General features: G+C 68.3%; 22 protein-coding genes. 9 read left to right on the top strand and 13 right to left on the bottom strand.

Annotated elements, in window-relative coordinates; translation table 11 throughout:
- Positions 1-105: 105 nt before the first annotated feature.
- The gene (locus ABMA10_RS05695; protein WP_347867482.1) at positions 106-2118 is read right to left on the bottom strand and encodes a DUF2264 domain-containing protein; all 2013 of its coding nucleotides are present in this window, start codon (positions 2116-2118) and stop codon (positions 106-108) included.
- A complete protein-coding gene (locus tag ABMA10_RS05690) occupies positions 2118-3137 on the bottom strand; it encodes a hydroxyacid dehydrogenase (protein ID WP_347867481.1) in 1020 nt (339 codons plus the stop codon). The genes ABMA10_RS05695 and ABMA10_RS05690 overlap by 1 nt, the downstream gene beginning before the upstream one ends.
- A gap of 128 nt (positions 3138-3265) precedes the next feature.
- On the opposite strand from ABMA10_RS05690, the gene ABMA10_RS05685 reads away from it, so the two are divergent.
- On the top strand, positions 3266-5176 hold the full coding sequence (locus ABMA10_RS05685; protein WP_347867480.1) for a heparinase II/III family protein: 1911 nt from the start codon (positions 3266-3268) through the stop codon (positions 5174-5176).
- A complete protein-coding gene (locus ABMA10_RS05680) occupies positions 5173-6276 on the top strand; it encodes a substrate-binding domain-containing protein (protein ID WP_347867479.1) in 1104 nt (367 codons plus the stop codon). Before ABMA10_RS05685 ends, ABMA10_RS05680 begins: the two co-directional genes overlap by 4 nt.
- Positions 6277-6278: 2 nt before the next feature.
- Here ABMA10_RS05680 and ABMA10_RS05675 read toward each other — a convergent pair whose 3' ends face one another.
- Positions 6279-7079: an SDR family NAD(P)-dependent oxidoreductase gene (locus ABMA10_RS05675; RefSeq protein WP_431031285.1), complete on the bottom strand. Its 801-nt coding sequence runs from the start codon at positions 7077-7079 to the stop codon at positions 6279-6281.
- 97 nt (positions 7080-7176) lie between these two features.
- Here ABMA10_RS05675 and ABMA10_RS05670 point away from each other — a divergent pair, with 97 nt between their 5' ends.
- Positions 7177-7776: a TetR/AcrR family transcriptional regulator gene (locus tag ABMA10_RS05670; RefSeq protein WP_347867477.1), complete on the top strand. Its 600-nt coding sequence runs from the start codon at positions 7177-7179 to the stop codon at positions 7774-7776.
- Between the two features lie 87 nt (positions 7777-7863).
- Here ABMA10_RS05670 and ABMA10_RS05665 read toward each other — a convergent pair whose 3' ends face one another.
- Together ABMA10_RS05665 and ABMA10_RS05660 are read right to left on the bottom strand one after the other, a co-directional pair.
- On the bottom strand, positions 7864-8358 hold the full coding sequence (locus tag ABMA10_RS05665) for an FBP domain-containing protein (RefSeq protein WP_347867476.1): 495 nt from the start codon (positions 8356-8358) through the stop codon (positions 7864-7866).
- A 463-nt stretch (positions 8359-8821) separates the two neighbouring features.
- Entirely contained in the window at positions 8822-9301 is a 480-nt protein-coding gene (locus ABMA10_RS05660; RefSeq protein WP_347867475.1) for a GNAT family N-acetyltransferase, read from the bottom strand.
- Positions 9302-9806: 505 nt separating this feature from the next.
- Here ABMA10_RS05660 and ABMA10_RS05655 point away from each other — a divergent pair.
- Together ABMA10_RS05655 and ABMA10_RS05650 are read left to right on the top strand one after the other, a co-directional pair.
- Entirely contained in the window at positions 9807-10208 is a 402-nt protein-coding gene (locus ABMA10_RS05655; protein WP_347867474.1) for a hypothetical protein, read from the top strand.
- Positions 10209-10267: 59 nt separating this feature from the next.
- On the top strand, positions 10268-10660 hold the full coding sequence (locus tag ABMA10_RS05650) for a hypothetical protein (RefSeq protein ID WP_347867473.1): 393 nt from the start codon (positions 10268-10270) through the stop codon (positions 10658-10660).
- Between the two features lie 344 nt (positions 10661-11004).
- On the opposite strand, the gene ABMA10_RS05645 is transcribed toward ABMA10_RS05650, so the two are convergent.
- The 6 genes from ABMA10_RS05645 to ABMA10_RS05620 all read right to left on the bottom strand — a co-directional run bounded on the left by ABMA10_RS05645 (position 11005) and on the right by ABMA10_RS05620 (position 15231).
- Entirely contained in the window at positions 11005-11346 is a 342-nt protein-coding gene (locus ABMA10_RS05645; RefSeq protein WP_347867472.1) for a hypothetical protein, read from the bottom strand.
- 112 nt (positions 11347-11458) lie between these two features.
- Entirely contained in the window at positions 11459-11800 is a 342-nt protein-coding gene (locus ABMA10_RS05640; RefSeq protein WP_347867471.1) for a nuclear transport factor 2 family protein, read from the bottom strand.
- Between the two features lie 134 nt (positions 11801-11934).
- Positions 11935-12678 carry an SDR family oxidoreductase gene (locus tag ABMA10_RS05635; RefSeq protein ID WP_347867470.1) on the bottom strand — a complete coding sequence of 248 codons (744 nt, stop codon included), beginning with the start codon at positions 12676-12678 and terminating at the stop codon, positions 11935-11937.
- Positions 12675-13712 (bottom strand): low temperature requirement protein A, encoded by a 1038-nt coding sequence (locus tag ABMA10_RS05630; protein ID WP_431031284.1) that lies wholly within the window; start codon positions 13710-13712, stop codon positions 12675-12677. The genes ABMA10_RS05635 and ABMA10_RS05630 overlap by 4 nt, the downstream gene beginning before the upstream one ends.
- Positions 13702-14010 (bottom strand): hypothetical protein, encoded by a 309-nt coding sequence (locus ABMA10_RS05625; RefSeq protein ID WP_347867468.1) that lies wholly within the window; start codon positions 14008-14010, stop codon positions 13702-13704. The genes ABMA10_RS05630 and ABMA10_RS05625 overlap by 11 nt, the downstream gene beginning before the upstream one ends.
- Positions 14011-14121: 111 nt before the next feature.
- Positions 14122-15231, bottom strand: a complete 1110-nt coding sequence (locus ABMA10_RS05620) for a DNA alkylation repair protein (RefSeq protein WP_347867467.1) — start codon at positions 15229-15231, stop codon at positions 14122-14124.
- A 125-nt stretch (positions 15232-15356) separates the two neighbouring features.
- On the opposite strand from ABMA10_RS05620, the gene ABMA10_RS05615 reads away from it, so the two are divergent.
- Both ABMA10_RS05615 and ABMA10_RS05610 read left to right on the top strand, forming a co-directional pair.
- A complete protein-coding gene (locus tag ABMA10_RS05615) occupies positions 15357-16217 on the top strand; it encodes a helix-turn-helix transcriptional regulator (RefSeq protein ID WP_347867466.1) in 861 nt (286 codons plus the stop codon).
- Positions 16218-16721: 504 nt separating this feature from the next.
- Positions 16722-17930 carry a cysteine desulfurase-like protein gene (locus tag ABMA10_RS05610; RefSeq protein WP_431031283.1) on the top strand — a complete coding sequence of 403 codons (1209 nt, stop codon included), beginning with the start codon at positions 16722-16724 and terminating at the stop codon, positions 17928-17930.
- Between the two features lie 11 nt (positions 17931-17941).
- Here the strand turns inward: ABMA10_RS05610 and ABMA10_RS05605 are convergent, their stop codons facing one another.
- Entirely contained in the window at positions 17942-18424 is a 483-nt protein-coding gene (locus ABMA10_RS05605; protein ID WP_347867464.1) for a MarR family winged helix-turn-helix transcriptional regulator, read from the bottom strand.
- Between the two features lie 105 nt (positions 18425-18529).
- On the opposite strand from ABMA10_RS05605, the gene ABMA10_RS05600 reads away from it, so the two are divergent.
- Positions 18530-19102 carry an NADPH-dependent F420 reductase gene (locus ABMA10_RS05600; protein ID WP_347867463.1) on the top strand — a complete coding sequence of 191 codons (573 nt, stop codon included), beginning with the start codon at positions 18530-18532 and terminating at the stop codon, positions 19100-19102.
- A 142-nt stretch (positions 19103-19244) separates the two neighbouring features.
- Positions 19245-19943 carry an IclR family transcriptional regulator gene (locus ABMA10_RS05595; RefSeq protein ID WP_347867462.1) on the top strand — a complete coding sequence of 233 codons (699 nt, stop codon included), beginning with the start codon at positions 19245-19247 and terminating at the stop codon, positions 19941-19943.
- A 34-nt stretch (positions 19944-19977) separates the two neighbouring features.
- Here the strand turns inward: ABMA10_RS05595 and ABMA10_RS05590 are convergent, their stop codons facing one another.
- Positions 19978-21351 carry an MFS transporter gene (locus tag ABMA10_RS05590; RefSeq protein ID WP_347867461.1) on the bottom strand — a complete coding sequence of 458 codons (1374 nt, stop codon included), beginning with the start codon at positions 21349-21351 and terminating at the stop codon, positions 19978-19980.
- Positions 21352-21403 lie beyond the last annotated feature (52 nt).

Genomic DNA, 21403 nt, shown 5'->3' with positions numbered 1-21403 from the left:
GACGGGTGGTGATGCGGATGCTGTTGTGCTGGTCCGGGTGGTGCGCGATGACAGGTCGAGTGGTGGTCGGTCGTGTGGGGTCGGTCGCTGTCTGCCGGGTCTCGGTCAGTGCGGCTGCGGGAGGACGAGCGAGGTCGTCGCGCCGTCCGGCCAGTGGATGGTGCGGGAGAGCGCGTCGACGTGTTCGGGGCCGACTGTCGGAGGGATGATGTCGAGTCGGCGATCGGGCCCACGATCGAGCAGGAGCGCGACCGCGTACCAGTGCTCCGCGGCCACGGTGGACGACGTCGCGAGCCACGGGGTGGCTGAGCGCGGGCCGAACGGGGTCGCGTCGGTGTCGGTGCGCACGCCCGGTCGCAGCCGGCTCCCACAGTGGTCGGCGGCGTCGGAGAGGGCGATGACCGCCGAACGCACCCCGTCGACGATGGCGACCGCGGCGTCATCGGTCACAGCGGATTCAGTTGCCAGACCGCCGACGGTCCAACCGCCGACGCGGAGTGCATCGAGGGGGACGACGTCGTCCTCGCGCGGGACGACGCGGACGAACCGCACCTCCCACGCGCCACGGACAGCGGAGCACACGTCGATCCGCGCACCCGAGCGCACATGGTCCGGAGTGCGTCCGTGGCCGTGGTCGGGTGCCTCGTGGTCGATGTCGATCCATCTCGCGATGCCCGACGAGGTCGCCCAGCCGGCCACCGATCCGTCGGAACACTCAAGCGTGGTGAGTTCGCCGCGTGCGAAGCCCGAACGGTGGCTCGCCACTCCTGCAGCGTCGAGCAGGACGACCGAGCCGTCGAACGGGTCGGCGTCCCCTGCAGCCAGCAGTGGCGGGTTCGCCGTCGAGTACCCGTGCCGCGCGTAGAGCGGGGCATCGGCCTGCGGGTGGTTTTCGTTCGCGTGGTCGGTGCCATGGTTGACGACCCGGACCACACCGTCGGCGACCGTCCCGCTGACGATCCAGCCCGGGGCGACGATCGTGCGCAGGACGTCACCCTGCTCGACCGGCAGCGGTTCCTCGACCGCGGTCCAGACGGCGTGATCGGCCGGGAGCGCGAGCCCGAGCAGCCCCTTCGACGCCCAGTACGGCGACCCGGGTCCTGAGTACGACTGCGCGAGCTGACGCCATTCGTGGTGCCAGCCGAGCGTCAGGAGTCCGCGGTCGTCCGGTGCACCGTTGGCCGTGAAGTGCGACACGATGCCGCTCGCGGCGCGACGGATGAGTCCCGGCGACAGCGTGCTCGTCCCGTTCATCGCTCCCGCCCAGAACGGGGCTGCAGCGGCGAAGCGGTAGATGAGACTCCTGCCCTGCACGAGCGGGGAACCGTCGGCACCGATGAGGGAGACGGCGTCCGCCAGGTAGCGGTCGAGGTGGGCGTCGTAGCGGTCGAGCCGCGCCTGGTGTGCGTGGCCGGGCGCCAGCATGGTGCGCCACAGTGCCGGATAGAGGTGCAGCGCCCAGCCCGTGTAATGGTCGAACGCGCGCGTGCCGCCGTCCGCGAACCACCCGTCCTCGCGGAAGAAGCCGTCGGCGATCGCGAGGTCCTCTTCGATGTCCGCCGACGAGTACGGGCCGCCGACGCTCCGCAGGAACTCCTCCACCACGATCCGGAACCACACCCAGTTGATCGGCGGGTACGGCTGACGGATGACGGTGGCCAGCCAGTCGATCGTCGTGCGCCGGGTGCGGTCGTCGAGTCGGTCCCAGAGTTCGGCGCGAGTGAGGTGCAGACCGATCGCGATTGCGGCGGCTTCGACCTTCGCCTGGTCGATCTCGTCGGGGCGCGGCCATCGCTCCGGGGAGTCCGGGTCGGTGCCGGTGGCGAGCCCCGCGGCGTACCGGTCGACGAGGTGGGACGTCGCGTCCGGGTCGCCCGCGATGCGGAACGCAGCCAGCATGAAGGTGCGGGCGAACCCCTCCAGAGCGTCGACGTCGGTGCCGTAGCCGCCCGGGGCCCCGGGGAACACGTACCGAGCGCGGCCCGGCGAGACGACGTGCTCGGCACCGTCGAGCAGCCGGTCCGCGAGGTCCTCCCAGTGCCTGCGCGTCCAGCCGGTCGACGGTGACAGGGTGCGATCCTCAGCGAGCGTGGCGACCGGACTCAGCGTCGTGCCCATCAGGCGCTCACCCCCAGATCGGTGACGCGCACGGCCTCCTGCGGACGCTCGCCTGCGAGGAACCGCTCGAGGTCGTCGAGTGCCGCGTCGGTCATCCGGAGCGTCTCACTGCCGAGTGACCCGGCTACGTGCGGTGTGATCGACACGTTCGGCAGGTCGAGCAGGATCGAATCGACAGGCAGCGGCTCCGGGTCGGTGACGTCGAGGATCGCGTCCAATCGTCCGCTCGCGCACTCCATCGCCAGCGCGTCCGTGTCGATGAGGCTGCCTCGGGCCGTGTTGACGACGGTGGCGCCGTCAGGCAGGGCGGCCAGCTGGCGCGCACCGATCATGCGATTCGTCTCGGGCAGTTCCGGCGCGTGGAGGGACAGCACGTCCACGTTCGGCAGCAGCTCGTCGAGCGGCACGAGACGCGCTCCGGCCGCCTCGACCGCAGCAGGATCCGCGTAGGGGTCGGCGACGAGGACGTCGACGCCGTCGAGCTGTTGCAGGAGCGCGACCACGCGCCGACCGATCCGCGAGAACCCCACGATGCCCACGCGGCGACCGAAGTTCGACAGGTGTGTGCTCTCCAGGAGTGTCCGCCATTCCCGACGGTGCACGCGCGGATCTCTGGCGAACATATGCGCGCGCTTGCCGGCGAGCACGATCGACGCGAACGTGAACTCCGCGACGGGGATCGAGTTCGCCTCGGCGGCCGAGGTCACGAGGATGTCGCGCGCCCAGAAGGCCTCAGTGGCGAGGGAGCGCACCGTGCCCGCGCAGTGGAAGACGGCGCGCAGCCTGGGCATCCGGTCGAGGCGCTCAGCGGTCAGCGGCGGCGTGCCCCACGAGGTGATGAGCACCTCGATCTGTGCGAGACGATCGGCGAGTGCCGGGTCGTCGAGATCTCCCGTGGTGTCGTCGTCACGCACGTCGCAGAGTCGGTGGAGGCGCGCGAGACGAGCGTCGTCGAACAGGGTCGAGAACACATCGGGCCACATGGCGACGTGGGCTGCGGGCCGCATGGCGTTCGACATCTGATGCTCTCCTTCGAGTGGGCCGCGGTTGCATGCGGTTGTCAGGTAGTGAATACTCCAATCCGATCGGAGTCAAAACATACGATCACAAACGAACATGCTCGATCGAAGATGATCATGGAGGACTCGTGCAACTGCCCCTGCAGACCACGCCCGCATCACTCAGCGGCGCCTGGCGTCGACGGGCGGGTGGGCCACTGCACTCCATCGTGCCGGACGGCCGCTGGTTGTCGATCGACCGGGCGCTGCTCGACGCGTTCGAGGACCGAGCACGAGCCGAGGCAGCGACCGAGGATCGTGCAGCGACGCCCTGGCCGCAGCCGCTGTTCTCCCAGTACAGCGCCTACCCACTGCACGGCGAACGGATCTCCTACGAGACCGCGGTGGGCGACCGACTCGCCAGAATGTCGCGCTCGGTGATCCTCGCTGCAGCGGCAGCCGCCGGTACCGCCGTGGCCGCCCCGCTCGACCCGCTCGCGGAGGTGGCCGACGGTCTCTGGCTCCTCGCCGAGCAGACGACCTGGTCGTGGGCTGCGCACGACGACGCGTTCCGCAGATCCGGCACCGTCACACCAGCGCTCGACGCCCCCTACCTCGACCTCGGTGCCGGGGAGGCCGTCGCGGCTGTCGCGTGGACTGTCGCAGTGCTCGGCGGCGCACTCGACGAGCGGTATCCGGGCCTCACCGATCGACTGCGAGCCGAAGCGGAGCAGCGGGTGTTCGCACCGTTCCTCGACCGCGACGACTGGCACTGGCTGGGCCTCGACGGAGAGGGCGGTGGGCTGCACAACTGGAACCCCTGGATCCTCGGCAACACGATCGCAGCGGCCGCAGTGCTCTGCGAACCTGCTCGGCGAGACCTGGTGATCGACCGCGCGGTCGACGGCATCGACCGCTACATCGCCGGCCTTCCCGCCGACGGGGCCATCGACGAAGGCTGGGAGTACTGGTGGAACGGCGCGGCGCGAGCCCTCGAAGCGATCGAGACGCTCGACCGACTCACCGACGGAGCACTGGACCTCGGCGGGCTCGGATCGCTACACGAACTCGTGCGGTTCCCGCAACGGATGCAGCTGTCCGCTGACTGGTACGTGAACGTGGCGGACGCGCAGGCGCGCGCCACCAGAGACCTGCCGTGGGACCTCCTCCACCGGTGGGGGCGACGACTGGGACTGTCGGACGTCGTCGGCTACGCGGCGGCACATCGTGATCCGGACCTGCCGATCGCCGGAGAACGGGCGGGTCTCGGCCGGCTCGTGCGCGTCTGCCTCGACGACGAGTGGGCTCTCGCGTCCGCGACCGATGCGGCACTCCCGCTCCCGGTGTCGGTGGATCTGCCGTCCGTCGGCCTGTCCATCGCCCGTGAACACGACGGCCGGCCTGACGGGCTCGCGGTCAGCTGCAAAGGCGGGCACAACGACGAGAACCACAACCACAACGACCTCGGCAGCATCATCGTCGCGCTCGACGGCGTCCCCGCGATCATCGACCCGGGTCGGCCGAGTTACGACGCGAAGACCTTCGGACCCGGTCGTTATGACATCTGGTGCATGCGCAGCGACTGGCACAGCGCTCCCGCGCCGCGAGGGCTGCTGCAGCGACACGGGAGAGGGTTCACGACGCGGGAGCGACAGGGGGGCGACCGCGGTGACGTCGCGACCTGGTCGCTCGAGCTCGCTGACGCCTATGGATTGGCCGAGCACGAGCGCTGGCGTCGGACGGTGACACTCGACCGATCGCTGTCGCGGGTGACCGTCGAGGACGAATGGACGCTCGACGAGACGGCAGGCACGGTCGTCACGCTCATGCTCTGGGGCGAGGTCACGGTGCACGACGGAACCTCGCTGAGCGTGCATCGACCGCCCGCCGGAACGCGTGACCTGCACCTCGGGCACGATGCCGAACGCGTCGAGGTCGAACGTGTGCCCCTCTCGGATCCGATGTTGCAGCGATCGTGGGGTGACGCGATCACGCGGGTCAGACTCACACCGCGGTTCGATGCCGCCAGCCTGTCGGTCACCGCAGAGGCTGCGCGATGAGCGACTCCGGCCGGCCGTCGCAGGTGTTCGGGATCGAACGCCGCGAGCGCATCATGGACGAGGTCCGCCGGACCGGATCGGTCGTGGTCCGCGAACTCGCCATCCTGCTCGGCGTCACCGAACTCACGATCAGACGGGACATCACGGCGCTCGCCGATCTGGGCCTCGTCACACGGGTGCACGGCGGCGCAACCGTGCGCAGCTCACTCGACCAGACGGTTGCGCGTTCGGTGGACCCGTCCGGCCCGGCGCGGTATCGCATCGGAATGGTCGTGCCGTCGCTGAGCTACTACTGGCCACAGATCGTCAACGGGGCACGTGCGACGGCCGCCCTCAGCCGTTCGCAGCTCATCCTCCGCGGCTCCTCCTACGACCCGGCCGACCAACGGCGGCAGATGGCCGCGCTCGTCGAATCCGGTGGGATCCACGGGCTGATCGCAGCGCCGGAGACTGCCGGACAGGACGGATACGCCCTGCTCGCCTGGCTCGATTCCCTGCCGATCCCCGTCGTGCTGGCCGAGCGGCGGGCACCGTCGGCTCTGGCCCTGCGATCGGTCGAATGGGTCACGACGGACCACGAGTTCGGCGCGGTCCTCGCCGTCCGTCATCTGTACGACCAGGGGCACCGCCGTATCGGAATCGCCGCAGCCCGGCACTCCCCGACCTCCGACCACCTGCGGCGCGGTTGGGCGCGGGCGTGTGCCGACCTCGGCCTCGACGCCGGGCTGACGGTCAATGCGGAACTCGACGACATCGAGAACGGCGCCCGCGACGCCCGGCTCAGCGCTCTCGTCGATGAATGCCTCGCCACCGGCACGACGGCGCTGTTCGTGCACGCGGACCCGCAGGCCATCCTCCTCGAGCACCACTGCCTCGACCGCGGCATCAGGATTCCCGAGGACCTCGCGATCGTCGCGTACGACGATGAGGTCGCCGAGAACGGCGAGCCGCCCATCACCGCACTGCGTCCGCCGAAGCAGCACATCGGACGCATGGCCGTGGAGACGATGGTCGCCCGACTGTCCGAGGGACGCCGCCGCCCGACCCAGCGTATGCAGGTGCTCCCGGAGCTGCAGGTGCGCGCCTCGTCGCTGCACTGACGTCAGGCGCGAAGTCGGACCTCGCCGAGGACGCGAGCGCTCGTGCGAGCCAGGGCCCGCCGCGACAGCAGCCGCGTGCCGAGCGCTGTGACGTGGTTGATCCGGCCGGAGACGACACTCGGGCCGCCATCGGCACGATCGAGTGCACGGAAGGCCGTGTCGATCACCTGGGTACTCGTCTGCTTGCGACCGACCGCGGCATCCTCGGTCCCGACGACGTCGAAGAACTCCGTCTTCGTCGCGCCAGGGCTCACGGCGAGCACCCGGAGGGCGGTCCCTCGGGCTTCGGCCCAGAGCGCCTCCGTGAAGCTCAGGACGAACGCCTTCGTCGCGCCGTAGACCGCCATGCCCGGCGTCGGCTGATAGGCGGCCGTGCTCGCGACTGTGACCAGCGCACCGGACCCGTCGAGCAGCTGCGGCATGAATGCCCGGCTCAGCTCGACCAGCGTGCCGACGTTGAGCTGGATCTCGCCCGTCATGCGAGCGGGGTCGGCGGCGTCGAACGCACCGTGACTGCCGAAACCGGCGTTGTTCACGAGTGAGGTGATGCGGATCCCGCGGCGCTCGAGCTCGTCGTGGAGCGATGCGGCCGCGCCCGAGATGCCGAGGTCGGCCGGGACCACGGTGACCTCGACGCCGGCTGACACCCGCAGTTCGGCGGCGAGGGCTTCGAGGCGGTCGGCGCGTCGGGCGACGAGCACCAGGTTCGGGCCTCGACTCGCGAAACGCTTCGCGAATTCGACGCCGAGGCCGGAGCTCGCGCCAGTGATGAGTGCGGTACCGCCGCGGAGGTCGAGCGTCATGGGGCGTCCTTCAGATGATCGAGAGCAAATGTTGTCAGTGTCATCATTGCCGGTCGAGTCATTGTTGTCAATGCCAACATCGGGGTAGGATCGTCCCGTGTCCGAGCAGCCATACCATCACGGCGATCTCCGACGAACGCTCCTCGAAGCGGCCGCCGCGAGCATCGAGACCGACGGCGTCGACGCACTCTCACTGCGTCAACTCGCTCGGGACGCTGGCGTCAGCCACGCCGCCCCGAGCCGCCACTTCCGCGACAAGCAGGCGCTGCTCGACGCCCTCGCCGAGGATGGCTTCCGACGGATGTCCCGCACCCTCGAGGACGCGGTCGACATCGAGGCGACATCGCCCGCCGCGGTTCGAGCCGAGTTCGATGCCCTCGCCCGCGCCTACGTGGGGTTCGCCGTCGCACAGCCGACGCTGCTGACGCTCATGTTCGGGTTGAAACACGCGCCGGATGCCAGGGAGGAACTGCTCGCCGCGGGCCACGCGTCCATGGAGATCACCCTTCGGGTCGTCGTCGCGGCGCAGACGATCGACGCGATCGTCCCGGGCGATCCCCAGCACATCGCGCTCGTCGCCTTCGCGACGTTCCACGGCATTGCGACACTCGCGTCGGGTGGGCTCCTCGACGGCGTCCCCGCCGACGACCTCGTCACGAAGGCCGTCGACGTCTTCTGGCGCGGCCTGCAACCCTGATCACCCTCGCAGAGTCGCCCGGAACTGCGCCGAGATCGACGGCAGGTTCCGGGCGACACCGTGGGAAGGCGAGATGGCGCCTCGAGGTCAGCCGACGCCGTTGAGGACCGACGACGAGAAGGCAGCCGCACGCTCTCGGAGCGTCGCGATCCGCTCCTGACCCGCCGCTTCGGCGTCGAAGCCGACATACGCCAGCGGTGGGAGCTTGCGGACGTTGGCCGAGCAGCCGAACTCCGCGCACACGAGTGTGCCGACGGTGTCGCCGTTCTTCCCGGCCTGCCCCGCCCGCTTGGCACTGTAGAACACGACGTCGTTGCTGAGGGTGACATCCTGGCACCACGCGCACTGCGGCCTCGTGCGCGGCGACGCGTCGGCCTGGCGCAGCAGGATGCCGACGGGCTCACCGTCGACGACCGCGACGACGTAGGCACGGCGGGGCATCTTCCTATCGCGCCAGCCGAGGAAGTCGCGCGCGGACCAGTCGATCGCGTCGAAGTCGACCGGCAGGTTCAGGTCGCTCACCTCCTTGCGGGAGGCGTTCACGAAGGAGGCGCGGATCTGGGATTCGTTCAGGGGGATCATGGGTTCACCGGTTTCGGCAGGGCCGTCTCGTCGACGGCGGGAGAGTGCGCGGACGCAGGGCGTTCCGCAACGCACGGAAGATGCGCGACTTCGCGTCATCGCACCGGTCACGGCGCACGACGACAAAGCCGACGTCCTCGCCGGTCAGGCGAGGTGATCGACGGTCAGAACCGCACTCTCGGGCCGGCGATGGAGACGCCGACGACCCCCAGACGCCCAGCGGGCAGGGCGATGATCATGAACACGGACGTCACTCACCAAGCGTCGCCGGGCGCGTCACCCCTCGCTCACGCCCGAGCGTCAAGAGAACACGACAGTGCGATGATGCGCCGTTGCGCCACACGAAACGGCGAAGCCGTCAACCCACGACGCTCCCCCGGGAGGTGGCCCGACAACGGCCCTCAGACGCTAGAGTCCCAGAACCCGTCGAGACCCTCACGACCTCATCCCGCGCCAGGTCTCTCTACACATCGACTCGCCGTGACAGCACCTGGCCCGGCCACGCGTCGGTCCCGTCGCCGACCGTGAACGTCGCGTCACGCTCATAGCCACAGGCCTCGTAGAAACGTACGAGGTCCCCCGAGCCGCCCGCGTAGCAGTCGACCCTGATGCGGCCGACCCCGGCGCCCTGCGCGCGCTCCTCGGCGAATGCCAACAAGCGGCGACCGGTTCCCTTCACCCGTGGATCGCGCGAGCCGATCAATGCGCGTACGTAGACCTCCGGCTCGACGGCGGCCGGCACGTAGTCGAGCGCTTCGCCCAGCACGAGCGCACCGCAAACGCCGACCGCGGGATGCTCAGCGACCCAGGCGTCGGATGAGGCACACCACTGCTCGACACGCGTGATCCAGCGTTCCTGCCCGGATGCGGGCTCGGCGCCCCACTGCTGTATGTTGCCGATCCGCGCGAACCAGGCAATCGCCTCATCGAAGAGACCCAGCACTGCAGCCGCATCCTCCGGGAGGGCACGGCGGAATCTCAACTGCACAAGATCTCGCCCTCCACTGCGGGCCACCATCGAGCTGGCAACCCGACGCCCATGAACAAACTCACTCCCAGTGTCCACGCGCGTTTTCCCCATGCACATGATGCTATCGGGCCGTCAAACAGCTCAAACACGGGCGTCGACGAACCGCAGCGGCCCGAGTGATCAGTCGCGCCCGCGGTACGCGGAAGAGTGGCGCCGCGCTGGTGCAGACGCACGATCGTCGAGTCGATCGACGCGACCTAGTCCAAGTCCCCCGCCCGGCCTGCTGCGCGAGGGATTGCACCTGCTCCAGCAGCCGCGCCACAGGCCCTGCTCAGCCCATCGCTTGAGGTTCTTGTAGATCGTGTTCCCGTTCCCGAACCGCTCCGGCACGTCCTGCTACAACTCAATACTCGCCGACCCGACGCCCTAGACAATGCGGCTGGCCATCGGTAGATTCGTTTGTGTATATCAGTACTTGATGTACCAGCACGAAGAAGTGTACGAATGGAGAAACATGAGATTCACATCCCTTGCGACCAGCGCCTGCGCCGCGATAGCTCTCTCGGTGGTGCTCTGTGCATCACCAGCGATTGCATCTCCGGCCGAGAACGCCTCCCCTGAAGCGGGGACACCTGCCAGCATGGGCGCGCTGGCAGGGCAGGCCGAGTTCATCGCCGGTCAGGTAACCGCCCAAGGCGGCGAAGCCGACCCGACGCCAGGGCTCAGGAAGCCGTGTAATTACATGCACGGCTCGCGATGCGTCACCTGGGTGACCGACTACTACAGCTGCAAGAACATCTTCCAGATCACCAACGAGACTCGAAAGCACGCCGCCTGCGCGGTGTTCATCACACAGGGCATCGTGACGGTCTGGCCATGATGGGAGCCCGCTCGCGCAGCAGCTCACTCGCGGCGCGAGCGAGCCTTCTCATCCTGGTCATGAGTCCATTGCTCCTCACGACGGCCTGCACGAAACAGCTGCAATCGTCGTTCTGTACCGACTACCAGCAGTCATGGGACGACTTCACCGGCGTGCGAGACAGCGGCACTGCCACACCACAGGAACTGCACCAGGCAGGGCAGGACCTCCGCGATCGCTGGGACGAACTTCGCACCACCTCTGACGCCCCGGACGACGTGACCGGCATGCTGGGCATCTCGGAGAGCACCTTCCGCTCCGCGTGGAATGCGCGGTCCTCCGCCGAGCGGGGACCTTACGAACGCTCGTTGCAGAACGAACGCGACTACATCGCACTGCAATGCTCGAACATCGACGCCGACATCGAGTTCTCCGGAGATGTCGCCCCCATCGAGACACCGAGGCTCAACTGATTGACAGGGTAAAGGGGCGTCCGATCGTGAGATCGGGCGCCCCTTCTGCCGGGCACACGCCTTACCGACACCAGACCCGCTCCACGAGCGAAACGTTCACTCGCTGATGCATCGCCGCAGCGCGCGAATCAGGCACCCGGTTCGGGCGCCCACCTGTGAACCCCGACACCGTCGCCGAGAAGCTGGCCATCGTCGCCGAGGCCCGCAATCGCGGACGCACGGCCGCGGAGGCGGCTGCGCTCGTCGGCTGGAGCCGTGCAACGCTCCACCGACACCAGACCAGCACCTCGAGCAGAACCCCAACGATAATTCGTCTGTGCGCCTCGTCGTCCGCAGTGGAAGCCTTAACGATGTGGTGCGATCTGAGCTTCGATCTTGTCCATGGTCTCTGCGTATGCGTCGGTGATGTCGATCCCCAGTCGTTCCGCGATCACGATCACCCACCACAGCGACTCGGACAGTTTGTGTCTCAGTAGCGCGTCGACGTCCCCGTCGATGTCCCAGGTGCCGTCGTGCGCGAGGATGAGGCGGCCCACGGTGCCGACGTCGTTGCTGAAGCCGAGCATTAGCTCGTGCAGGCTCCATACCTTGCCGTTGATCTGCACTTCGAGGGTCTCATAGAGGACCCTGATCTCCATTGCGCGTGCGCGTGCTGTTTCGAGGCTGACTTCGTGGTCGTTGCTCATCGTGTTGTTCCTTTCATGGCGGTGGCTCGCGACTGTACCCGGCCACGGCAGTGTCGAGCTGGTGGCGTCAATAGCGCCGCAGGAATGCCTTTGCCGGGCCGGGATACGGCGATCAGGATCGCTCGGTATTCACCATGTCGAATCTCGTGCACCGTCCGAACTCGTCGAAGGTCACGGTCCATACGTTGTCGAAGTCGCCGAGCTCGGTATACCTTCCGACCCCGGTGACGACTGCGGTGAGGCCGTGGATGCTCGTGATGGTCGATTCGAAGGTCCAGCCGCCCTGCTGCCAGTCCCAACGGCTGCGCCACCCTTCGATGATTCCTTCGCGGCCGATCCATTCGGTGTCAAAGGGGCTTTCGTGATATTCGGCGTCTTCGGTGAAGAGCGCGGCGATGTCGTCGCGATCGTTGGTCTCCCCCGCCCGTACGTATTCGTTGATCCAGCTGGTCACGGTTGCGGCGGTGAGGAGTCCGGTGTTGGTCGGAGGCACTGCTGGGGTGTTTGTCATGTCATCCAGTTTCTTCGTGTGTACGGAAATGAGGCAGGGTGCGGTTCTCCCCGTCTGGCAGGGCGAATGGCGGGTGATCAGCCTTGGAGTGTCGGCCGGACGATGATCTCGTTGACGTCCACCGACGGGGGCTGGGTGACCGCGTAGCCGATGGCATCGGCGACGGCGGATGCCGGCAACCCGAGCTGCGCGGTCGCGTTGCGTGCGGCGGCCTGGCTGGCGGTGTCGCCTCCGCGCTCGGTGAGTTCGCTCATGGTGAGGCCGGGGCTGATGATCGTGACGCGCACGACGGTGCTCTCCTGGCGCAGCCCCTCGGAGAGGGCGCGGACGGCGAACTTGGTGGCGCTGTATACCGCGGCTGTTGGGTCGACGCGGTGTCCCGAGACGGATGCAACGTTGATGATGTGGCCGTATCCCTGGGCTTCCATCAGCGGAAGGACTGCGGCGATGCCGTGCAGGGTGCCTCGGAAGTTGACGTCGATCATCTGGTTCCACTCGTCGATGCGCAGTGAGTTCAACGTCGACAGGGGCATGACGCCGGCGTTGTTGACGAGTACGCCGATGCGGCCGTGGTGTGCTCGACCGGTTTCGGCGAAGGACTGCATGCTGGCGAAGTCGGTGACGTCAAGCTGCTGTGCGTCTGCCCTCCCGCCTGCGGCGCGGATCTCGTCGACGATGGAGGAGAGGCGGTCGATGCGGCGGGCGCCGAGGACGACCGGGTATCCGAGCGAGGCGAGGTACCGTGCTGTGGCTTCGCCGATGCCACTGCTGGCTCCCGTGATGAGTACGGCTCCGACGTCGCGTGTGATGGTGGTGGTCATGATGCTGCTCCTGAGTGTGATGGTGTTGCGATTCGGTTGCCCGCGACACCCGAGTAGGCGGTCGTTGTGGCGAGGAATAGGGTGAGGCCCGTGGCGAGAGCGATCCAGTTGAAGGGCGTCGGGGGGTGTCCGGCGCCGATGTTCTCGATCGCTCCGCCGAGCCCGAGCGAGGCGAGCAGGATGCCTGCGACAATCCCGAAGTGCAGGTAGGTGCCGATGGTGGCGGTGGCGGTCCTGCGGTTGCCTGTCATGGCGTCGATGTTGTGTTCGGCTCGTTCTGAAACGCGCCCGAAGTAGACCCACCACATCGCTAGGGCTACGGAGACGGCGGTGAGCGATGCGAGCACGATGGCCGGGGTGAGCGGCGAGTGCGATGCCCCGAGGCCTATGGAGATGATCGATTCGCCGAGTGCGAGGATGACGACGAGGCCGTGCCGTTCGGCGTAGTGCGCGGCGGAGGGCAGCAGCCATGCCCCGCCCTGCGAGGTGAGATAGATCGTGATCCCTTCGATGGCCACCGCCGCGAGCCAGAGGGCGAGTTGCGCGGTGCCGCCGAGCAGCGCGCCACTGATCAGGGCGATGGAGACGGGCACGATCGTGACTCCCATGGTGCGGAGCACCTGGCGGCGCAGCGCCCGGTCGCCGCGCGCTGCCACGATGTTCACCGCTGTGTAGACGACGGAGAGCGCGACGAAGCCGATCGAGAACAGCAAGGCTCCGAACAGGCTTTCCCCGGCGACGGGGTATACCTCGGGGATCGCGATCGAGAGCACTAAAACGATTGCGATGGCGGCGAGGATTCCTATCCGCACCGGCCCTCGGTCGGCGACCTGTTGGTTTGCGAGCCAGGCGTGCGACGCCCACGACCACCACAGGACGCCGAGTACCGCGAGTCCGCCGAGGATGCTCCGGATGCTCTCTCCGTCGGCCATGAGGTGCGTCACCTGGGTGAAGGCGAAGACGTACACGAGGTCGAAGAACAGTTCCAGCGGTGTGGCGCGGGTGCGCTCAGCGGTAGCGGTCTCAGTTGCCATCGACGCGGTGCAGCACGGTCGTGAGGTTCCAGTCGACACTGGAGTGGTCGATGGTGGCGTGCACAGGAGAGCCGGCCATTTCGCCGCTGATGCCGGCGGCGCCTGCGCGGGCGTGGTCGATGTTGTCGTACGCGACGATGTCGATGATGGTGCCGTCGCCGGTCTCGAGGATGCGGCGCCATTCGAAGCCGGGCTGGCGGGCCAGGTACTCGTCGATGTCGGCGTTAGCCGTGACGAAGTCGGCTGTCGTGAGGCCGGCGGCGGGGCGGAGGGTGGTCACTTCGAGGATCTCGGTCATGATGGGCAACTCTCTGTCGGTCGTGCAGGATGTTCCGTACTTCGAGTCTCGGTGCGGTGCCAACGGGGAAGAAGGCCGAATGAACCTAGGTGCACCGCACCCCGCCCGGGGTTACGCCTCAGGGAGCAGCTCGAACTCTGCGCGGCCCATCACGATGCCGTTCACTTGCAGTTCGATGGCATGCGGCCCGGGGTAGTAGCGGCGGGTCGTGATGGCGCGGAACGAGTGCTCGCGGGTGCGCTCGAGGTGCTCCCCGGGCGCGAGCGTCGCGGTGGTCAGCTTGAAGGTTTTGCCGGTCTGGGTGCCGTTGGCTTTCCTGTGGTGCACGATGTAGTCGACGGCCAGGCGCGCCGGCATGCTGCCGGTATTCGTGACCCCGATCGTGAACCGCTCGGTGCCGCCGAACGGCACCCTCGCCCGGTCGAGGATCGGCCCGTCGACGGCGATCGACTCCGCGGGAGTGAAGCCGAGCAATGACAGGGCGTCGGGGTCACCGCGCTTGACCAGCGTCCGCAGCCCGTGGGCAACCAGCCGTGCGGTGTTCTCGTCCGGCTGGGCCAGCCAGGCCCGTGCGGTCTCGACGACGATCGCCGGCTGTTGGCGGCTGAGGTCGTTGAGGTGGTTGGCGACCGAGCGCCGAACGTATTCGCTCGGGTCGCGATAGAGGGCGGTGATGATCGGCAACGTCGTCTTCGGGTGTGCGAGGAGCCCCTGCACCCGTGTCGACCACGGCAGAAACGCGCGGGTGCCCTCGGACGCGAGGCGTCGGAGGTCGACGTCATCGGAGACCGTCCAGTTCTGGATGATCCCGAGTGCGCGTTCCAGATCGTGGTCGAGCAGGGCGCGGATGGCGAACTCGGAGGTGAGGCGGGAGGTCAGTTCGCCGAGCAGCGCGAGTCCGTCGTCGAACGCCTCGTCCGTGTTCTCCGCGATGGCCTTGGCTGCGACGGCCGAGGTGACGGGCCAGATGAGCCAGCCGCTGAACAGGGGGACGCCAGCCTGTGCACGCCGGATCGTGTGGACGAAGGATTCATAGCTGCCAGGCAGGTCCGCCAGCAGGGCATCCCTGAGCAGGTCGCTGCGCTCGCGCAACGAGAGCGGCGTCAGGGCGCTCGATGCTTCCTGCAGATGGGTCAGCGCTTTCTCGGGAGCGGCGACGTGGATGGCGCGTATGAGGGCGTTCGCGGTGTGGGTTCCGATGAGTTCGTCGGCGAAGGGCATGGCTGGGTTTCCTGTCCGGGTTGTCGTTCACAGGCTTCCGCGGATGCTCTGGAGGAAGAAGGCCACGGCTCCCTAGGTGCACCGCACCCAGGGAGCATCCGCGACCGCGCGACTAGGTTGGGAGCGTGCAGATACTCACCGGCAACGCGTTAGGCGACTTCCTCCGGGCGAGCCGCGGCAACCTCGACCCGGAAGAAGCCGGCCTCGTGGGCGGGCGCGGCACCCGTCGGGTTGCCGGCCTCCGCCGCGAAGAGGTCGCGGTGCTCGCCGGGGTCAGCGCCGACTATTACGCGCGGCTCGAACAGGGGCGCGAACGCAGCCCCTCCTCCCAGGTGCTCGACGCCGTCGGACGGGCGCTGCGGCTCGACTCCGACTCTCGTGGGCACCTCTACCGCCTCGCCGGCATGAACCCGAACCTGCGGGCCGGGAGCTCGCGCGACCTCGTCGACCCGGCGCTGCTGACCTTGCTCGACTCGTTCCCCGGTGCCGCGGCATACGTGCTCGGGCCGTCGTTCGACATCCTGGCCACCAATGCGGCGGCCTCCGCCCTGTTGTCCCCGTTCGCCGCGGCCGGTGCAAACAGGCCGCTCAACATGGTGCGCGTGCTCTTCACCCACCCGGAGGCCCCGACGGTGTTCACGGAGTGGAACACTGTCACCCGGGCGACCGTGCACGCCCTGCGCCTGAACGCCGGATACGACCCGAACAATCCCGCCATCTTGGCGCTGCTCGACGAAATGCTGCCGGTGGACGTGTTTCGGGCGCTGTGGGAAGACCAGACCGTCGCCGGCCTCGCCCGCGCCTACAAGGTGTTCGTGCATCCCTCGGTCGGCCGCATCGAACTCACCTACCAGACCTTCGAAGTGCGGGATGCACCGGGGCAGCAACTGCTCGTCGGCACACCCGCGATCGGCAGCGCCAGCGCCGACGCTTTGGCGCTGCTCGGCACACTGCGCGCGACCGCGGGCAGCGACATCCACCCGTAGTTGGGCTCAACCACCAATCCTGCGGTGGTCGACCAGCCGGCGTAGCTCAGCGACGCGTCCACCCGGGCGGTTCGTAAACGAGACGTCCGCGCGTCGTGTGCTGGAGGCTGTACTGCCCCCACTCGCGGAGATACGTCGCGAGGACCGTCCGGGAGGTGGGCAAACGAGCGCGACCGCTATACCTGAGCCTTGACCCGTGAACCACTCTTGATGGTGGATCCCGCGTCGAGCGCGATCGTGCATCACGGCGAGATGGGCTGGTTTTCCGCGGCCTCGAGCGTGCCATCCGGCGCGGTGATGATTGTCCCGGGAAGCACATTGAAAGCCGCCGGTCCGGGCGCCACCGAAGTCGTATCCGGTTGCCGCGGAATGTTCTCAGATGCCGTAATGCCGGATGATCCCCCGAGCACCAGCGCCGCGCAGAGCGCGCCCCCACCAAGTAGACCCGGTGTGAGCGCGGGCCCCGTCCTAGCGAGTCGGCGAGCGGCAGGCCAGGATGGTCGCATGAGCCTCGACGTCGCCCGCCTCCGTGCCGGATTCCCCTCGCTCGCCTCGGGCATCGCCCACTTCGACGGCCCTGGCGGCACGCAGACGCCGTCGGTCGTGGGGCAGGCGATCGCCGACACCCTCACCGGCCCGCTGTCGAACCGCGGCACCTCAGTGGCGTCCGAACAGCGCGCGGAGGACGCAGTCGCGGCGTTCCGTTCGGCCGCCGCGGACCTGCTCGGCGCCGACCCGCGCGGCATCGTGTTCGGCCGCAGCGCCACACAGCTCAGCTACGACTTCTCGAAGCACCTCTCACGCGACTGGGGTCCCGGTGACGAGGTGGTGGTCACCCGCCTCGACCACGACTCGAACGTGCGACCGTGGGTGCAGGCCGCGGAGCGCACCGGCGCGACCGTGCGGTGGATCGAGATCGACCCGGCGACGGCGGAGCTCGACCTCAGCACCCTCGACGACGTCGTTACCGAGCGCACCAGGCTCGTCGCCGTCACCGCCGCATCGAACCTCCTCGGCACCGTGCCGCCGGTCCGCACAGTCGCCGATCGGGCACACGCCGTCGGTGCGCTCGTCTACGTCGACGGCGTGCACTACACGGCGCACCGCACCGTCGACGTCGCGGCACTCGGCGCAGACTTCTTCGCGTGCTCCCCCTACAAGTTCCTCGGACCGCACTGCGGCATCCTCGCTGCCTCGCCGGAACTGCTGGAATCGATCCGCCCTGACAAACTGCTCCCGTCGACGAACGTCGTCCCCGAACGCTTCGAGTTCGGGACACTCCCCTACGAGATCATGGCCGGCGCAACCGCCGCCATCAACGCCCTCGCGGCGATCGACCCCGGCTCGGCGACCACGAGACGTGAACAGTTGATCGCATCCGCCGCCTCCGTCCACGACCGGGAGATCACCCTGCGGTCGCGGATCGAGCAGGCACTGGCGGAACTCGGCCCCCTGGTCGAGCTGCACTCACGTGCGTCGGACCGGACGGCGACCCTGTTCATGACCTTTTCGGGCAGGAGTTCGGTGGATGCAGCCGCCTTCCTCGCCCAGCGGGATGTGCTCGCGCCCGCAGGATCCTTCTACGCGATCGAACCGTTCATCGCGCTGGCACTCGCCGACGATGCAGGCCTCCGCGTGGGCGTCGCACCGTACACCTCGGACGACGACGTCGACCGCCTGCTCGACGGTCTCCGCGAGTTCCTCGCGAGCTGAGCGCCAGGCTCTCACGCCTCGCTGGCGAACATCTTCCCCTGGGGGTCGAGGGTCGTGAGCAGGGCCGCGGAGATCGCTCCGAGCTGCGTGATCTGTTCCGGGGTCAGCGCGTCCAGCACGAGCGAGCGCACGTTCTCGACGTGCCCGGGCGCCGCCGCGACGACCTTCTCCCAGCCTGCATCGGTGAGCGTGACGTTCGTCGCTCGTCGGTCCGCCTCGCATGGCGTCCGTGCGACGAATCCCTCGCCCTCCAGCCGCGTGAGCACTCGCGACAGCCTCGGGAGCGTCGCGTTGGTCCGCGCGGCGAGCGCCGAGGTGCGGAGGAGCCGGCCCGGGGCCTCGGACAGCATCGCGAGCGTGAAGTAGTCGAAGTGGGTCAGGTGCTCATCTCGTGTGAGCTGCAGATCGAGCGCCGCGGGAAGCAGTTCGAGGACCGCGGCGAACCGCACCCAGGCCCTCTGCTGGTCATCACTCAGCCAACGCGTCTCCGTCATACCTCCACCCTAGCAATACTTGCTCCTACAACTAACCCGTGCTACCTTAGTTGTATCAACAACCAATCACCACGTGACCGAGCGGCCACGAGAAGGAGCATCGTCATGACGAACGTCACCATCTTCGGAACCGGCAACATGGGCAGCGCCATCGCCGGCCTCCTCGCGGCAGGCGGCGCATCCGTCGACCACCTCGGCTCGGGTGAGACCGGCACGATCACGGGCGACGTCGTCGTCCTCGCCGTGCCTTACCCCGCCCTTGCATCGATCGTCGAGCAGTACGCCGACCAGCTCGCAGGCAAGGTCGTCGTCGACATCACGAACCCACTCGACTTCTCGACCTTCGACTCCCTCACCGTCCCCGTGGGCAGCTCTGCAGCGGCCGAGCTCCAGGCCCTGCTGCCGTCCTCGCACGTACTCAAGGCCTTCAACACGACCTTCGCGGCCACGCTCGCATCGAAGCACGTCGGCGAACTGACCACCACGGTCCTCATCGCTGGAGACGACGCCGCGGCCAAGGGCGCCCTCTCAGAGCTCGTGACCGCCGGTGGCCTGCAGGCCGTCGACGCCGGTTCGCTCAAGCGCGCCCACGAACTCGAGGCGCTCGGCTTCCTCCAGCTGACCCTCGCGGCCGGCGAGCAGATCTCCTGGACGGCCGGCTTCGCACTCGTGAAGTAACCGCGCCCACGCCGACGCACCCGGATCGGTGCGATCCCATCACGAGATCGCACCGATGCCGTCGTTCCGAGTACCACTCCGGGCCGCGCGCAGTTCGCGGCGAATCGGCCCGCGACAGCCAGCCACTCGGTACTGTCGAGGGATGACCGATGCCAGGGGCGCCCACTCACAGACGCTCTCGCGCGGCATCCGCATCCTCGAGATCCTCGCCGACTCACGCGCACCGCTCACGATCGACGAACTGAGCGCGGCCCTCGGCCTGCACCGCAGCGTGGCCTACCGGCTGCTCCGCACCTTGGAGGACCACCGCCTCGTCGTCCGCAACAGCGCCGGACGCATCGCACTCGGCTCCCGGTTAGCCGCCCTCGCCGCCGGCGTCTCGCACGACCTGCAGGCGGCGGCACTCCCCGAGCTCACGGCCATCGCGAACGAGCTCGGCATGACCTGCTTCCTCGCGGTCCTCGACGGCGACGAGATCGTGACGCTCGTGAGCGTCGAGCCTCGCCACACCATCGGCTCGATCGCGCAGCGACCAGGCACCCGGCACCCGATCGGCATCGGCGCACCCGGCAAGGCGATCGCCTCGCGCCTGCCCGAAGCGCAGTGGCCGGGCACCCTCGACGACGACCACCGCGCAGAGCTCGCCGCGGTCCGCGGCGACGGTTGGGCAGCAAGCCACGACGAGGTCATCACCGGGCTCCGCGCCGTCGCCGTCCCACTGCCCACCCAGGCTGCCCCGGCCGCCGCACTCGCGGTCGTCTACGTGTCGAGCGCACGCCCCGAACACGAGATCGCGGCCCGCCTCACCGAGGGGGCCGCGACCATCGCGTCGACGGTGTGATCCGTCGACCCATCGAACCGATCGAAGTACCGGGTCAGACGCGCGTGCCGTAGATCTGCCCGCGGCTCTGCTCCTCCTCGGCGTCACCGCCCAGCGGGATGCCCGTGCGGTCACGCAGCAACAGGGTCGCCGCGAAGCCGATCACGATCATGCCAGCGATGTAGAACGCGACGGACGTCGCAGAACCCGTCACCTGCACGAGCCACGTGGCGATCGTCGGGGCGAAAGCGCCGCCGAGGATCGCACCGATGGCGTAGGTGACCGAGACGCCCGTGTAGCGGATCGACGCCGGGAACAGCTCGGCGAAGTATGCAGCTTGCGGTCCGTAGGTGAAACCGTTGCCGATCGCGAACAGACCGAGGCCGACGAACACGAGCCACGGGTTCCCGGTGTTCACGAGGGGGAAGAGCGTGAACACGGTCGCGAGGAACGCGATCCAACCGATGATGTAGGTGTTCCGGCGCCCGATGCGGTCCGACAGCGACCCGGCGAACCAGGTCACGATGAGCCAGACGACCGCGGACCCGGTGACGGCGAGCAGCACGGGCGTGCGCTCCATTCCGACGAGCCCGCCGTCGGCGATCGGTGTCGTCGCGTAGTTCTGGATGTAGCCACCAGTGGTCATGTAGCCGGCGGCGTTGTTCCCCGCGAACGTCAGGGCGGCGAGCAGCACGAGGAGCCAGTGGCGGCGGAAGAGCACGACGATCGGGACCCGACGGCGCTCCTTGTTCCGGGCGAGCGCGACGAACACCGGGCTCTCGTCGACCTTCCGACGCACGACGTAGCCGACGATGATGAGCACGAAGCTCAGCAGGAACGGCACCCGCCAGCCCCATTCGAGGAATGCGTCGCCAGGCGAGATCACGCCGGTCATGAGCGCGAGCATTCCGGAGGCGAGCAGCAGCCCGATGGGGACGCCGATCTGCGGGAATGCGCCGAAGCGGCCGCGGCGACCCGTGGGTGCGTGCTCGACGGCCATGAGCACCGCCCCACCCCACTCGCCGCCGGTCGAGAGCCCCTGCAGGATGCGGAGGAACACGAGCAGTGCCGGTGCGAGGATGCCGATCTGGTCGTAGGTGGGCAGGAGCCCGATGAGTGTCGTCGCCGCGCCCATGAGGAACAGCGTGATGACGAGCATCTTCTTCCGACCGATCCGGTCACCGAAGTGGCCGGCGACGAATGCGCCGAGCGGGCGGAACAGGAAGCTCACGCCGACCGTCGCGAACGACAGCAGGAGCGCGGCTTGGGGCCCGGCGGGCTGGAAGAAGAGCTGGGAGAACACGAGGCCGGCGGCGCTCGCGTAGAGGAAGAAGTCGTACCATTCGACCGTGGTGCCGATGACGGTGGCGAAGGCCACTCGTCTGAGTTCGGCGGGGGTCGTGGCCCGCGCCAGTGATGCCGTTGTCATGTCTCGAGACCCCTTTGTCCGTCGCGGTCCGTCATTGGACCGCCACAATGTA

Origin of the sequence: Plantibacter sp. RU18 (assembly GCF_050613355.1) — a bacterium.
In the GTDB taxonomy this organism is placed as follows: domain Bacteria; phylum Actinomycetota; class Actinomycetes; order Actinomycetales; family Microbacteriaceae; genus Plantibacter.
Note: the sequence above shows the minus strand (reverse complement) of the source record. Positions and strands in the feature narration are given on the sequence as shown.

What these genes read in the sequence shown, in the direction of transcription:
- ABMA10_RS05600 (WP_347867463.1), top strand. Translation starts at nt 18,530, where the DNA reads ATGACGAACGTCACCATCTTCGGAACCGGCAACATGGGCAGCGCCATC.
- ABMA10_RS05625 (WP_347867468.1), bottom strand. Translation starts at nt 14,010, where the DNA reads ATGACCGAGATCCTCGAAGTGACCACCCTCCGCCCCGCCGCCGGCCTC.
- ABMA10_RS05665 (WP_347867476.1), bottom strand. Translation starts at nt 8,358, where the DNA reads ATGATCCCCCTGAACGAATCCCAGATCCGCGCCTCCTTCGTGAACGCC.
- ABMA10_RS05650 (WP_347867473.1), top strand. Translation starts at nt 10,268, where the DNA reads ATGAGTCCATTGCTCCTCACGACGGCCTGCACGAAACAGCTGCAATCG.
- ABMA10_RS05630 (WP_431031284.1), bottom strand. Translation starts at nt 13,712, where the DNA reads ATGGCAACTGAGACCGCTACCGCTGAGCGCACCCGCGCCACACCGCTG.
- ABMA10_RS05605 (WP_347867464.1), bottom strand. Translation starts at nt 18,424, where the DNA reads ATGACGGAGACGCGTTGGCTGAGTGATGACCAGCAGAGGGCCTGGGTG.
- ABMA10_RS05595 (WP_347867462.1), top strand. Translation starts at nt 19,245, where the DNA reads ATGACCGATGCCAGGGGCGCCCACTCACAGACGCTCTCGCGCGGCATC.
- ABMA10_RS05645 (WP_347867472.1), bottom strand. Translation starts at nt 11,346, where the DNA reads ATGAGCAACGACCACGAAGTCAGCCTCGAAACAGCACGCGCACGCGCA.
- ABMA10_RS05695 (WP_347867482.1), bottom strand. Translation starts at nt 2,118, where the DNA reads ATGGGCACGACGCTGAGTCCGGTCGCCACGCTCGCTGAGGATCGCACC.
- ABMA10_RS05680 (WP_347867479.1), top strand. Translation starts at nt 5,173, where the DNA reads ATGAGCGACTCCGGCCGGCCGTCGCAGGTGTTCGGGATCGAACGCCGC.
- ABMA10_RS05635 (WP_347867470.1), bottom strand. Translation starts at nt 12,678, where the DNA reads ATGACCACCACCATCACACGCGACGTCGGAGCCGTACTCATCACGGGA.
- ABMA10_RS05590 (WP_347867461.1), bottom strand. Translation starts at nt 21,351, where the DNA reads ATGACAACGGCATCACTGGCGCGGGCCACGACCCCCGCCGAACTCAGA.
- ABMA10_RS05690 (WP_347867481.1), bottom strand. Translation starts at nt 3,137, where the DNA reads ATGTCGAACGCCATGCGGCCCGCAGCCCACGTCGCCATGTGGCCCGAT.
- ABMA10_RS05610 (WP_431031283.1), top strand. Translation starts at nt 16,722, where the DNA reads ATGAGCCTCGACGTCGCCCGCCTCCGTGCCGGATTCCCCTCGCTCGCC.
- ABMA10_RS05655 (WP_347867474.1), top strand. Translation starts at nt 9,807, where the DNA reads ATGTACCAGCACGAAGAAGTGTACGAATGGAGAAACATGAGATTCACA.
- ABMA10_RS05620 (WP_347867467.1), bottom strand. Translation starts at nt 15,231, where the DNA reads ATGCCCTTCGCCGACGAACTCATCGGAACCCACACCGCGAACGCCCTC.
- ABMA10_RS05675 (WP_431031285.1), bottom strand. Translation starts at nt 7,079, where the DNA reads ATGACGCTCGACCTCCGCGGCGGTACCGCACTCATCACTGGCGCGAGC.